Source organism: Variovorax sp. 01T439_2 (assembly GCF_056398445.1).
Window position 1 is genome coordinate 1 of the sequence record NZ_JBFTPJ010000130.1, and the last position, 11,301, is coordinate 11,301.

General features: G+C 67.7%; 14 protein-coding genes and 2 pseudogenes. 8 read left to right on the forward strand and 8 right to left on the reverse strand.

Annotation, left to right across the window (positions count from 1 at the left end):
* From AC1DOC_RS08735 to AC1DOC_RS08765, 7 genes are all read right to left on the reverse strand, one after another.
* Positions 1-1,034: SMI1/KNR4 family protein (locus AC1DOC_RS08735; protein ID WP_478129674.1), on the reverse strand; the 1,034-nt coding region annotated here is incomplete at its 3' end.
* 64 nt (positions 1,035-1,098) lie between these two features.
* Positions 1,099-1,947, reverse strand: coding sequence for a tryptophan 2,3-dioxygenase (gene kynA, locus AC1DOC_RS08740; protein WP_012746592.1), 849 nt, complete (start codon positions 1,945-1,947; stop codon positions 1,099-1,101).
* Positions 1,944-3,221 (reverse strand): kynureninase, encoded by a 1,278-nt coding sequence (gene kynU / locus AC1DOC_RS08745; RefSeq protein WP_012746593.1) that lies wholly within the window; start codon positions 3,219-3,221, stop codon positions 1,944-1,946. Before kynU ends, kynA begins: the two co-directional genes overlap by 4 nt.
* Positions 3,222-3,232: 11 nt before the next feature.
* Positions 3,233-3,886: an arylformamidase gene (gene kynB / locus AC1DOC_RS08750; RefSeq protein ID WP_012746594.1), complete on the reverse strand. Its 654-nt coding sequence runs from the start codon at positions 3,884-3,886 to the stop codon at positions 3,233-3,235.
* A gap of 80 nt (positions 3,887-3,966) precedes the next feature.
* Positions 3,967-4,275 (reverse strand): YkgJ family cysteine cluster protein, encoded by a 309-nt coding sequence (locus tag AC1DOC_RS08755; protein ID WP_012746595.1) that lies wholly within the window; start codon positions 4,273-4,275, stop codon positions 3,967-3,969.
* A gap of 24 nt (positions 4,276-4,299) precedes the next feature.
* The gene (argF, locus tag AC1DOC_RS08760) at positions 4,300-5,235 is read right to left on the reverse strand and encodes an ornithine carbamoyltransferase (RefSeq protein ID WP_012746596.1); all 936 of its coding nucleotides are present in this window, start codon (positions 5,233-5,235) and stop codon (positions 4,300-4,302) included.
* On the reverse strand, positions 5,232-6,440 hold the full coding sequence (locus tag AC1DOC_RS08765) for an aspartate aminotransferase family protein (protein ID WP_012746597.1): 1,209 nt from the start codon (positions 6,438-6,440) through the stop codon (positions 5,232-5,234). Before AC1DOC_RS08765 ends, argF begins: the two co-directional genes overlap by 4 nt.
* Positions 6,441-6,600: 160 nt before the next feature.
* On the opposite strand from AC1DOC_RS08765, the gene AC1DOC_RS08770 reads away from it, so the two are divergent.
* A complete protein-coding gene (locus AC1DOC_RS08770) occupies positions 6,601-6,921 on the forward strand; it encodes a DUF3579 domain-containing protein (protein WP_012746598.1) in 321 nt (106 codons plus the stop codon).
* A 138-nt stretch (positions 6,922-7,059) separates the two neighbouring features.
* On the opposite strand, the gene rpsT is transcribed toward AC1DOC_RS08770, so the two are convergent.
* Positions 7,060-7,374: a 30S ribosomal protein S20 gene (gene rpsT / locus AC1DOC_RS08775; RefSeq protein ID WP_007831346.1), complete on the reverse strand. Its 315-nt coding sequence runs from the start codon at positions 7,372-7,374 to the stop codon at positions 7,060-7,062.
* 15 nt (positions 7,375-7,389) lie between these two features.
* On the opposite strand from rpsT, the pseudogene murJ reads away from it, so the two are divergent.
* The 7 genes and pseudogenes from murJ to AC1DOC_RS08810 all read left to right on the forward strand — a co-directional run.
* Positions 7,390-8,892, forward strand: a pseudogene (gene murJ, locus AC1DOC_RS08780) (murein biosynthesis integral membrane protein MurJ); the annotation flags it as partial.
* Between the two features lie 58 nt (positions 8,893-8,950).
* A pseudogene (locus tag AC1DOC_RS08785) lies at positions 8,951-9,322 on the forward strand (transglutaminase family protein); the annotation flags it as partial.
* Between the two features lie 70 nt (positions 9,323-9,392).
* The gene (locus AC1DOC_RS08790; RefSeq protein WP_478129675.1) at positions 9,393-9,626 is read left to right on the forward strand and encodes a tetratricopeptide repeat protein; all 234 of its coding nucleotides are present in this window, start codon (positions 9,393-9,395) and stop codon (positions 9,624-9,626) included.
* Positions 9,626-10,054 carry a bleomycin resistance protein gene (locus AC1DOC_RS08795; RefSeq protein WP_012746601.1) on the forward strand — a complete coding sequence of 143 codons (429 nt, stop codon included), beginning with the start codon at positions 9,626-9,628 and terminating at the stop codon, positions 10,052-10,054. Before AC1DOC_RS08790 ends, AC1DOC_RS08795 begins: the two co-directional genes overlap by 1 nt.
* Before the next feature lie 129 nt (positions 10,055-10,183).
* Positions 10,184-10,612, forward strand: a complete 429-nt coding sequence (locus AC1DOC_RS08800) for a YciI family protein (protein WP_012746602.1) — start codon at positions 10,184-10,186, stop codon at positions 10,610-10,612.
* Between the two features lie 29 nt (positions 10,613-10,641).
* Positions 10,642-11,061, forward strand: a complete 420-nt coding sequence (locus AC1DOC_RS08805; RefSeq protein ID WP_012746603.1) for a YciI family protein — start codon at positions 10,642-10,644, stop codon at positions 11,059-11,061.
* A gap of 3 nt (positions 11,062-11,064) precedes the next feature.
* A partial coding sequence (locus tag AC1DOC_RS08810) for a sigma factor (protein WP_478129676.1) occupies positions 11,065-11,301 on the forward strand: 237 nt, incomplete at its 3' end.

The following is an 11,301-nucleotide window of genomic DNA, read 5'->3' on the forward strand; positions in this document are numbered from 1 at the left end:
CATTTGACGATGGCCGCCACGCTGGGCTCCGCCCCATTGGCGAGCAGCGCGCTCGTGAGCTCGGGCGAGATCTGGCCGTCGACATTGYCCAGCGCATCGCGCGCCACCGGCGCACCCGCGCGCACCAGCGCCATGGCCGCGGCGAAGGCGCCCTGGCCAATGGCCACGTCGGTGGCCAGCGCGCTGCCCTGCTGCGGGCCACCGAAGCTCACGCCGGAGGCCGCGAGTTCGGCCACCAGATCCGCATCGTCGGTGCCGATGGCGTGGTGCAGCGCGGCGCGCGCAATGGCCGGCAGCCGGCGCAGCGTGCCGTCCGCCAGCGGCGTGCGCCAGTCGACCACGGCGCGGCAATAGAAGGCCACCAGCTTGTCCATCAGGTCGAGATCCAGGCCATGGTCCTGGTGCCGGTCGTCGAGGTACTGCAGCAGGTCCTGGCCCGAGAAATAGTCGCCCGTGGGCGCCAGCGGATCCTCGTCCAGGTGCAGGGCCGCGAAGGCGCCGCGCAGGTCGGGCGCGATGGTGCTCACGCTGTCTTCGTGCAGCGCATGCGTCCAGGCGGGCGGCAGCCCGTGCTTCCACGCGACGATGCGGCCGTGCTCGGGGCCGGGCTCGACCACCGCATAGACGCGGTCGAGGTATTCGAAGCCGCCGAAGGGCAGGTGCGTGAGCTTGCCGCTCCAGGCGCGGCCTTCTTCCTTGGCGGCCTCTTCGGCCAGCTCCTGTTCGTGCTCGATCCAGCCCTGCAGGTCGCGGTAGCCGTCGCTGCCGTCCCAGAACAGCTCCGACCAGCTGATGGATTCCACGTTGCCGCCCATCGGCAGCGACAGGTCGTAGTCGAGCCGCCCGCCTGCCGTCTGCCGCCACAGCGCGGCCAGTGCCTCGGGCAGCGGGCCGGCGCACAGCGCCTCGATGGCGGCGATCCGCTGCGCCGGCATGGGCGGCTGGGCCTCGAAGATCACGCGGTCCGCGAACAGGACCACGCCGTGCTCGCGCAGGGTCGCGAGCTCGTCGGGCGAGAACTGGACATCGTTCATGGCAGAGCCTCCATCGTTGTTGCCAACGACTGTAGCGCTTCGGGCAGGCGGGGCAAGCGCCGGCTCACAGATCGGTGCGCAGCTTCCAGATTTCGGGGAACAGCACCACGTCGAGCATCTTGCGCAGGTAGCTCACGCCGCCCGTTCCGCCCGTGCCGCGCTTGAAGCCGATCACGCGCTCCACCGTGGTCACGTGGCGAAAGCGCCAGAGGCGGAAGGCGTCTTCCAGGTCGGTGAGTTTTTCGCCGAGCTGGTACAGGTCCCAATGGTCGTGCGGGTTGCGGTACACCGTGAGCCAGGCCGCTTCCACGCCGTCGCTGGCCTGGTAGGGCTGGGTCCAGTCGCGCTCCAGGTGATCGGCGGGCACCGGCAGGCCGTGCCGTGCGAGCAGCTTCAGCGACTCGTCGTAGAGCGATGGCGAGCGGTAGGCCGCATCCACCTGCGCCAGCAGGTCGGGCCGGTGCGCATGCGGCTTGAGCATGGCGGCGTTCTTGTTGCCGAGCGCAAACTCGATGCAGCGGTACTGCGCGCTCTGGAAGCCGCTGGAGTTGGCGAGGTAGGGCCGCATCGCCGTGTACTCGGGCGGCGTCATGGTCGAGAGCACGGTCCATGCGCTCACCAGCTGCTCCATGATGCGGCTCACCCGCGCGAGCATCTTGAAGGCGTCGGCCAGCTTCTCTTCGGCGATGCAGCTGGTGGCGGCGCGCAGTTCGTGCAGCATCAGCTTCATCCAGAGTTCGCTGGTCTGGTGCTGCACGATGAACAGCATCTCGTCGTGCGCGGGCGACAGCGGATGCTGCGCGTTGAGGATCTCGTCCAGGTGCAGGTAGTCGCCGTAGCTCATCGACGCGCTGAAATCCAGCTGCGCCTTTTCCTCGTGGACGATCTTCTCGGTGCTCTTTTCGGTGCTCATGTCACTGCGTTCTTGCGGTTGAATTCGGCGCGCCGCCACTCGCCCGTCTCGAGCACCTGCACCAGGTGCTCGACCGCGTTCCACACGTCCTCGAAGCCGAGGTACAGCGGCGTGAAGCCGAAGCGGAGGATGTCGGGCATCTGCGAATCGCCGGCGCGGTAGTCGCCGATCACGCCGCGCGCGATCAGCGCCTGCACGATGGCGTAGGCGCCTTCGTCGCGGCTCAGGCACACCTGCGAGCCGCGCTGTGCGTGGTCACGCGGCGTGACGAGCGAGAGACCTTGTCCCGCGCAGCGTTCTTCGACCAGCGCGATGAACAGGTCGGTGAGCGCGAGCGACTTGGCGCGCAGCGCGGCCATGGCGCCCTGTTCGCCGTTGAAGGATTCGGCCGCGAGCACGGTGTCCAGGCCGCATTCCAGCCCCGTCAGCGCGATGACCGGCTGCGTGCCGCAGAGATAGCGGCCCACGCCCGGCGCAGGGCGATAGTGCGGCGTGAACTCGAAGGGCGCGGCATGGCCCCACCAGCCCGACAGCGGCTGCTCGAACTTGCCGGCATGCCGCGTATGCACCCAGGCGAAGGCCGGCGCGCCGGGGCCGCCGTTCAGGTACTTGTAGCCGCAGCCGATGGCGTAGTCGGCATTGCTGTTGTTGAGCGCCACGGGCACCGCGCCCGCGCTGTGCGCGAGGTCCCACACCGTGAGCGCGCCGGCGGCATGCGCGGCGGCGGTGACGGCCTTCATGTCGTGCATGGCGCCGGTGCGGTAGTTCACGTGCGTGAGCATCAGCACGGCCACTTCGCTGGTCAGCACCGCGGGCAGCTCGCTCGCCTCGATCAGCTTGAGCGTGAAGCCGCGCTCGCGGCACAGCGACTCGGCAATGTAGAGGTCGGTCGGGAAGTTGCTGCGCTCGCTGACCACCAGCTTGCGCCCGCTGTCCTTTTGCTGCGAGAGCGCCGCGAACAGCACCTTGTACAGATTGACCGAGGTGCTGTCGGTGCACACCACTTCGCCGGGCGCGGCGCCGATCAGCCGCGCCACCTTGTCACCCAGGCGCTGTGGCAGGTCGAACCAGCTCGCGGTGTTCCACGAGCGGATCAGGCCCTCGCCCCATTCCTTGGCCACCACTTCGGCAATGCGTGCGGGCGCGGCCTTTGGCAGCACGCCGAGCGAGTTGCCGTCGAGGTAGAGCACGCCCTCGGGAATGATGAATTGGTCGCGCAAGGCGCGCAGCGGGTCTTGCGCGTCGAGCGCGCGGCAGTCTTCGAGGGTTGTCATGGTGGAGGTTTTCAGCGGGGAAGCTCGCGCAGCACGGCGCGAACCGGGGAGGCATCGGCGCTGACCAGCTTGAGCGGCAGCGCGATGAGTTCGTAGTCGCCCTCGGGCACCTCGTCGAGCACGAGGTTCTCGAGCACGCGCAGGTCGAGGCGGCGGATGCGCTGGTGGCTTTCCAGCGTCTTGCTGTCGGCCGGGTCGATGCTGGCGGTGTCGATGCCGATGAGCTTCACGCCCATGGCCGCGAGCCGCTCGACCGTGGCGGGCGCGTAGGCCGCGAGCTGCGGGTCCCAATGCCCGACGGGCATGGCGGCATAGGTGCGCACGAGCACGCGCTGCGGCATCTGGCTCGTGACGGCATGCGCGATGTGCTCCCACTCGATCAGCGGCCCCTTGGCAATGGCGTGGATCACCCGGCACGGGCCGAGGAAGGGCGCAAGGTCGACAAGGCCGATGGGGCGCCCTTCGGGGTCGTAGTGCAGCGGCGCATCGGCATGCGCGCCGATGTGCGGCGAGAGCTTGATCTCGCTGACGTTGACCGGGCAGTCGGGCGATATGGTCGCGGCCCAGCGCTGCTGGTAGGGCGTGTCGCCGGGGAACACCGGCGTGCCTTCATGCACGGGCGGCGAGATGTCCCAGAGGCGGAGTTGGGGTTGCAGGGAACGCATGGCGCAAAGTTAGCGCCGGGCGGGGGGTCGTGGTGTCGGTTATTTCCAACACACGGCGTGACGAGATGATCGCGACCGGCTCAGGAAGGCAGCCCCGGCAGCCCATGGCGCGCACGGGCCCGCTCGCAGGCGCCGCTGCCGGCCTGCAGCTCATGGCAGGGGTTGGGGCGCCATTCGTAGATGCCGCAGGCCACGGCCTGGCCGATCTTGCCGGTGAGCGCCGCGCAGCGCGGCGGCGTGTGGTCGGTGCCGCGCATGCGGCAGAGGGTGCCGTTCACGTCAACCGCAAGGCCGGATGGCACCTTGCCGCCGTTGTCGTCGAGTTCATGGATGCTGAAGTCGACGCGGTAGCTGGCGCAGCAGGCGCCGCATTGCTGGCAATGGGACACGCGGCTGCGCCTTCGGTCAGGAGCTCAGAGCCGCCCCAGCAGCAGAAACTCCATCAGCGCCTTCTGCGCATGGAGCCGGTTCTCGGCCTCGTCCCACACCACCGACTGCGGACCGTCGATGACCTCGGCCTGCACTTCCTCGCCGCGGTGTGCCGGCAGGCAGTGCATGAAGAGCGAGTCGGGCTGGGCGATGCGCATCATGTCCTCGTCGACGCACCAGTCGGCAAAGGCCTTGCGGCGGGCCTCGTTCTCGGACTCGTAGCCCATGCTGGTCCAGACGTCTGTGGTCACCAGGTCGGCGCCGCGGCAGGCTTCCATCGGGTCCTTGAAGACCTGGTAGCTGTCGGCCGAGCGCAGGCCCGCCACCGACTGGTCGACCTCGTAGCCGCTGGGCGTGCTCACGTGCACCTTGAAGCCGAGGATCTCGCTGGCCTGCAGCCAGGTGTTGGCCATGTTGTTGCCGTCGCCGACCCAGGCCACCGTCTTGCCCTGGATCGAACCGCGGTGCTCGATGTAGGTGAAGATGTCCGCAAGGATCTGGCAGGGGTGGAATTCGTTGGTCAGCCCGTTGATCACCGGCACGCGCGAATGTGCGGCGAAGGTGTCGATCTTGGTCTGCTCGTAGGTGCGGATCATCACGAGGTCGACCATGCGGCTGATGACCTTGGCGCTGTCCTCGATGGGCTCGGCGCGGCCGAGCTGGCTGTCGCCGGTGGTCAGGTGCACCACGCTGCCGCCGAGCTGGTACATGCCCGCCTCGAAGCTCACGCGGGTGCGCGTGCTGGCCTTCTCGAAGATCATGGCCAGCGTGCGGTCGGTCAGCGGCTGGTGCTTCTCGTAGGTCTTGAACTTCTTCTTGATGATCGCCATGCGATCGAAAAGATAGGCGTATTCGTCGGCCGTGAAGTCCGAGAACTGCAGGTAGTGGCGGATGGCGTTGGGCGTGGTGGCGGTCGTCATTGCGCTGCGGGCTCCGACAGGAATGTTTTGACGAGGGGCGCGAGGATCGCGACGATCTCGTCGGCCTCGGCAATGCTCAGGATGAGCGGCGGCACCAGGCGGATCACCTTGTCGGCCGTCACGCTCAGCAGCAGGCCGGCGTCGCAGGCGCGGTTCAGGATGACGCCGCAGGGCCGGTCGAGCTCGATGCCCAGCATCAGGCCCTGGCCGCGGATTTCCTTCACGCCGGTCAGGCCGCCGATCTCGCGTTCCAGCGCGGCCTTCAGGTGCTCGCCCACGGCGGCGGCGTTCTCGAGCAGCTTGTGCTCTTCCATGATGCGGATGGTCTCGATGCCGGCGCGCATCGCAAGCGGATTGCCGCCGAAGGTGGTGCCATGGTTGCCGGGGCCGAAGATGTGGGCGGCCTTGGGACCGGCCACCACGGCGCCGATCGGCACGCCCGAGCCCAGGCCCTTGGCCAGCGGCATCACGTCGGGCTTGATGCCGGCCCACTGGTGCGCAAACCACTTGCCGGTGCGGCCCATGCCGCATTGCACTTCGTCGATCATCATGAGCCAGTCGCGCTGGTCGCACAGGGCACGCACCTGCTTGAGGTACTCCCAGCGCATCGGGTTGATGCCGCCTTCGCCCTGGATGGTCTCGAAGAACACGGCGACCACGTTGGGGTTGCCTTCGGTGGCTTTCTTCAGGGCCTCGATGTCGTTCAGCGGCACGCGGATGAAGCCCTCGACCAGCGGGCCGAAGCCGGCCTGCACCTTCGGGTTGCCGGTGGCCGACAGGGTGGCGATGCTGCGGCCGTGGAAAGCGGCTTCGTACACCACGATCTCGGGCCGCTCGATGCCCTTGTCGTGGCCGAACTTGCGCGCGAGCTTCAGGGCGGCCTCGTTGGCTTCCAGGCCGGTGCAGCAGAAGAAGGCGTTGGTCAGGCCCGAGAGCTCGGTCAGCTTGGCGGCCAGCTGTTCCTGGCCGGGCACGTGGTAGTAGTTGGAGCTGTGGATCAGCTTGCTGATCTGGTCCTGCAGCGCGGGCACCAGCTCGGGGTGGTTGTGGCCCAGCGTGTTCACGGCAATGCCGCCGAGGCCGTCGAGGTAGGCCTTGCCCGCGGTGTCCCAGACTCGGCAGCCCTGGCCGTGCGACAGCGCGATCGGCAGGCGACCGTAGGTGTTCATGACGTGGGGCGAGGTGGGCTGGGCGGTAGCGCTCATTCGGTTCTCCAGATAGGGAACCGCGGATTCTAGGCGTGCGCTTTGACGGCTTCGTTGAGGATTCCGCATTACAGCAATGCCCCCTTCCCGGGAGGCGAAAGGCGCCCGGATAGAATCGCTTGTTGCACCGCAGCACCTGCTCCGGGCGCCTCATTCAACGATGATTTCCCCCACTGCCAAAGAAATCTTCATCCAGGGCATCACCCACGATGGCCGGACTTTCCGCCCCAGCGACTGGGCCGAGCGGCTGGCCGGCGTGATGTGCTCCTTCCGTCCCGGCGGCGCCTATCCGGGCAGCCACCTGAGCTATTCGCCCTGGTGCATTCCGACCACCATCAACGGGGTCAAGTGCGTGGTGGTGAACCGCGCATTGCGCGACGCCGAACCCATGGCATGGGACTTCTGCGTGAACTTCGCACGCGACAACGACCTGCAGGTGGCCGAGGCCTGCCTGGTGCCCGACGTGCCGTCCAGGGCCTGAGCGGGCGGCTTCCTCCGGCAGGAAGGAAGCGATCGGACATGAAAAAACCGCCCGAAGGCGGTTTTTTACACTTTGCTGCAGCGCACCCCGATCAAACGGCGGACCGGAGGATTCCGGTCCGGGCTTGCCTGACAGGTGTCAGGCGGCGGCCTTTTCAGGCGCGAGGGCGAGGGCCTTGACCTTCGCCGACAGGCGGCTCTTGTCGCGAGCTGCCTTGTTCTTGTGGAAGATGCCCTTGTCGGCGACGGTGTCGACGATGCTCTGGGCCTTCGCGAAGAGTTCGCTTGCCTTGGTCTTGTCGCCGGCCAGGACGGCCTTTTCGACATTCTTCACGGCGGTGCGGTATTTGGAGCGCAGCGAGGTGTTCGCAGCGTTGAGCTTGGTGTCCTGGCGGACGCGCTTACGGCCGGAGGCGAGGCGCGGGTTCTTTTTCTTGGGCTTGGCGGATGCCATGGTTTAGTTCCTTAGGTGTCTGAGGATGATGCAGCAAAGCCCTCCATTATAGGCCGGGTTGCGTTTTTCGCCGAATCGGGGCTTGGCGGGCCCTACACTCGCCCCGTGTCCCTGTTCAAATCCGCTTCCACCGTATCCCTGCTGACGCTCGCTTCGCGGATCACGGGCCTCGTGCGCGACGTGCTTTTTGCCTCGGTGTTCGGCGTCAGCGCGCTGACCGACGCGTTCAACGTCGCTTTCCGCATTCCCAACCTGTTCCGGCGGGTTTTCGGCGAAGGCGCCTTCAGCCAGGCCTTCGTGCCGGTGCTCGCGGCGCGCAAGACCGAGGCCGGCCAGGAGGGCGCCAAGGCGCTGATCGACCACGTCGCCACGCTGCTGACCTGGGCGCTGGTGGTGGTTTGCGTGGCCGGCGTGGCTGGCGCGCCGCTGCTGGTGTGGGCCATGGCCAGCGGGCTGGCGGGCTTCGACGCGGCCGTGGTCATGACGCGCTGGATGTTTCCCTACATCGGYTTCATGTCGCTGGTGGCGCTGGCGGGCGGCATCCTGAACACCTGGCGCAAGTTCGCCGTGCCGGCCGCCTCGCCGGTGCTGCTCAACATTGCGCTGATCCTGGCGATCGTGGTCGGCGCGCCGCTGTTCCGCCGCTACGGCATCGAGCCGATCTATGCCCAGTGCGTGGGCGTGCTGGTCGGCGGCGTGCTGCAGCTGGCCATCCAGGTTCCGGCGCTGCGTGCGCTGGGCCTCATGCCGCGCATCGGCGCGAGTTTCAAGGCGCTGGGCGACGCCTGGCGCGATCCCGCCACGCGCCAGGTGCTGAAGCTGATGCTGCCCGCCCTGCTGGGCGTGAGCGTGGCGCAGATCTCGCTGCTCATCAATACGCAGATCGCCTCGCACCTTGCAGTCGGCAGCGTGACCTGGATCGGCAATGCCGACCGCCTGATGGAATTCCCGACCGCGATGCTCGGCGTGGCGCTCGGCGTGGTGCTGATGCCGCAGCTGGCCGGCGCCCGCGCGGCCAAGGACGACGCGCGCTACTCGTCGCTGCTCGACCTGGGCCTGTGGCTGGTGGTGCTGCTGTCGGCGCCGTGCGCCGTCGCGCTGCTGCTCTTTGCGAAGCCGCTGGTGGCCGTGCTGTTCCACAACGGCGCCTACCAGGGCGAGGACGTGCAGCGCACCACCGTGGCGCTGATGGGTTACGGCGTCGGGCTGATCGGGCTGGTGGCCATCAAGGTGCTCGCGCCCGGCTACTACGCCAGGCAGGACACGCGCACGCCCATGCTGATCGCCGTGGGCGTGCTGGTGCTGACCCAGGTCCTCAATGTCTTCCTGGTGCCGGTGCTGCAGCATGCGGCACTCACGCTGACGATTGCCATCGGCGCGCTGGTCAATGCGATCTGGCTGCTGGTCGGCCTGATCCGCCGCGGCAGCTACAAGCCCGAACCCGGCTGGGGCAAGTTCGCGCTGCAGGTGCTGGCGGGCATGCTGGTGCAGGGCGGCGCCTGGCGCGGCTTTTTTCGGCTTGCGCAAGCTGAAAACACCGCCTTGACGCTCCCCGAATGCTCCTCTACAAAGACACATGACGTTCAGCTTTCAGGTTCCCACGGCCCTGGCGTATTTCGAATCGCTGGTGCAGAGCGACGAGCACTTTCCGCTGCTGGAGGCTGCCGCCAGCCTCGCGCAGGACGAATACCCCGACCTCGACGTGCAGCAGGTGCTGGGCGACGTCGACCAGCTGCTCGCGCGCCTGAAGCGCCGGCTGCCGGCCGATGCCGCACCGCTCGCGCGGCTGCGCGCGCTCAACCAGTTCTTCTTCAACGACCTGAACTTCGGCGGCAACGTCAACGACTACTACGACCCCGACAACAGCTACCTGAACGCCGTGCTGCGCACGCGCCGCGGCATTCCCATTTCGCTCGCGGTGCTGTGGATGGAACTCGCACAGGGGCTGGGCCTTCAGGCGCGCGGCATCGGCTTTCCGGGCCACTTCATGCTCAAGGTCACGCTGCCGAAGGGGCAGGGTGCACCGCGCGCAGGAAGACTGGCAGCGCGCCATCGCCGTGCAGGACCGCCTGATCGCGCTGCTGCCCAACGCCTGGGGCGAGTACCGCGACCGCGGCATCGCGCATGCCGAGCAGGGCAACACCGCAGCCGCCGTGCGCGACCTGAAAACCTACCTCGCGCATGCGGAAGACGCGCTCGACGTCGACGTCATTGCAGAGCGCGTCGCGGCGCTGCGGCGCGAATCCGACTGATGGCCGCCGGCACCGGCGTGGCCGACGCCCCCGATCTCGGCACCTTGCATGAATTCCACGGCGTGCAGCCCGTGCTGCCGGTGTCCGACGCCGCGCGCGCCGCGCGCTGGTTCCGCGACGTTCTGGGCTTCGAGATCGACTTCATCGCCGGCGAGCCGCCGAGCTATGCACGGGTCAAGAAGGGCGACCGCAGCTACGGCGACCCGGTCTACCTGCGGCTGTGGCAGTGCAACACCCGCGGGGTGCCGCCCTGGCGCGGCGAGATCGTGATCCACGTGGGCAAGGACATCGACGGCCTGCACGCCGCCTATGCGAAGCGCGGCGTCACGGTGATCGAGCCGCCCGTCTCGCAGCCCTGGGGCCTGCGCGAATTCGCCATCCGCGAGCCCGACGGGCATGTGCTGCGCTTCTGCGGCTACCTGCCCTGAAAATCTGATACATAAAATTACAAATAGATCGAGGCAGGCGTGTCGATCGGGCTTGCGCTCGTGCGACGTGTGAACAGGAGCGCGCGGTTTCAGTGCCTCCCGATTTCATCAACCTTCAGGAGAAACGACATGCGATTCATGGTTCTGGTCAAGGCCAACAAGGATTCCGAAGCCGGCGTGATGCCGAGCACCGAAGTGCTCACCGCCATGGGCAAGTTCAACGAGGAGCTGGTCAAGGCCGGCGTGCTGCTCGCGGGCGAAGGGCTGCATCCGTCATCCAGGGGCGCGCGCGTGCGCTGCGAAGGCCTCAAGCGCACCGTGATCGACGGTCCTTTCGCCGAGACGAAGGAGTTGCTCGCGGGCTTCTGGCTGCTGCAGGTCAAGTCGAAGGAGGAAGCCATCGAGTGGATCAAGCGCAGCCCGTTCCAGGAGGGCGAGATCGAGATCCGCCAGGTGTTCGAAGCCTCCGATTTCGCCGACTCGATGACACCCGAGCTGCTGGCGCAGGAAGAGCGCCTGCGCGCCGAATCCGAGGCCCGGGCCAAGGCCGGCCGCTGAACGGCAACACCGCACCGAAGGAGACTGCCATGCGATTCATGCTGCTGATGATTCCCCACGGCTACGAAACTGCCGCGCCCGGCACCATTCCCGACGATGTCGACGCGGTGGCGGCCATGATGGCCTACAACGAGTCGATGCAGAAGGCCGGCGTGCTGATCAGCTGCGACGGCCTGCATCCGCCCTCGATGGGTGCGCGCGTGAGCTTTCCGGGCCGCAAGCCCAAGGTCGTCGACGGCCCCTTTGCCGAGGCCAAGGAGGTGCTCGGCGGCTACTGGATCATCGACGTGCCTTCGCGCGCCGACGCCATCGAATGGGCCACGCGCTGCCCCGGCAGCGAGAACGAGGTCATCGAGGTCCGCCAGATCCAGGAAATTGCCGACTTCCCGCCCGACGTGCAGGCGCTGACCACCGAATTCGCGTCGATGCAGGCGGTCAAGAAGACCTGAGCCATGGGTGCTTCCGAGGGCCGCGGCGGCGGAGGTGGCGGGGCCGCCGTCCACCGCAGCATCGAGGCGGTGTGGCGCATCGAATCCGCGAAGATCATTGCCACCGTCGCGCGCATGGTGCGCGACGTGGGCCTGGCCGAGGAACTGGCGCAGGACGCGCTGGTGTCGGCTCTGGAGCAATGGCCCGAAAAAGGCGTGCCCGACAACCCCGCCGCCTGGCTCACGGCCGTGGCCAAGCGC

Excerpts from the sequence above, each read along its gene's own strand:
- AC1DOC_RS08800 (WP_012746602.1), top strand. The coding sequence starts at position 10,184 with ATGCGATTCATGGTTCTGGTCAAGGCCAACAAGGATTCCGAAGCCGGC.
- kynB (WP_012746594.1), bottom strand. The coding sequence starts at position 3,886 with ATGCGTTCCCTGCAACCCCAACTCCGCCTCTGGGACATCTCGCCGCCC.
- AC1DOC_RS08805 (WP_012746603.1), top strand. The coding sequence starts at position 10,642 with ATGCGATTCATGCTGCTGATGATTCCCCACGGCTACGAAACTGCCGCG.
- AC1DOC_RS08795 (WP_012746601.1), top strand. The coding sequence starts at position 9,626 with ATGGCCGCCGGCACCGGCGTGGCCGACGCCCCCGATCTCGGCACCTTG.
- rpsT (WP_007831346.1), bottom strand. The coding sequence starts at position 7,374 with ATGGCATCCGCCAAGCCCAAGAAAAAGAACCCGCGCCTCGCCTCCGGC.
- AC1DOC_RS08770 (WP_012746598.1), top strand. The coding sequence starts at position 6,601 with ATGATTTCCCCCACTGCCAAAGAAATCTTCATCCAGGGCATCACCCAC.
- argF (WP_012746596.1), bottom strand. The coding sequence starts at position 5,235 with ATGACGACCGCCACCACGCCCAACGCCATCCGCCACTACCTGCAGTTC.
- AC1DOC_RS08765 (WP_012746597.1), bottom strand. The coding sequence starts at position 6,440 with ATGAGCGCTACCGCCCAGCCCACCTCGCCCCACGTCATGAACACCTAC.
- kynU (WP_012746593.1), bottom strand. The coding sequence starts at position 3,221 with ATGACAACCCTCGAAGACTGCCGCGCGCTCGACGCGCAAGACCCGCTG.
- kynA (WP_012746592.1), bottom strand. The coding sequence starts at position 1,947 with ATGAGCACCGAAAAGAGCACCGAGAAGATCGTCCACGAGGAAAAGGCG.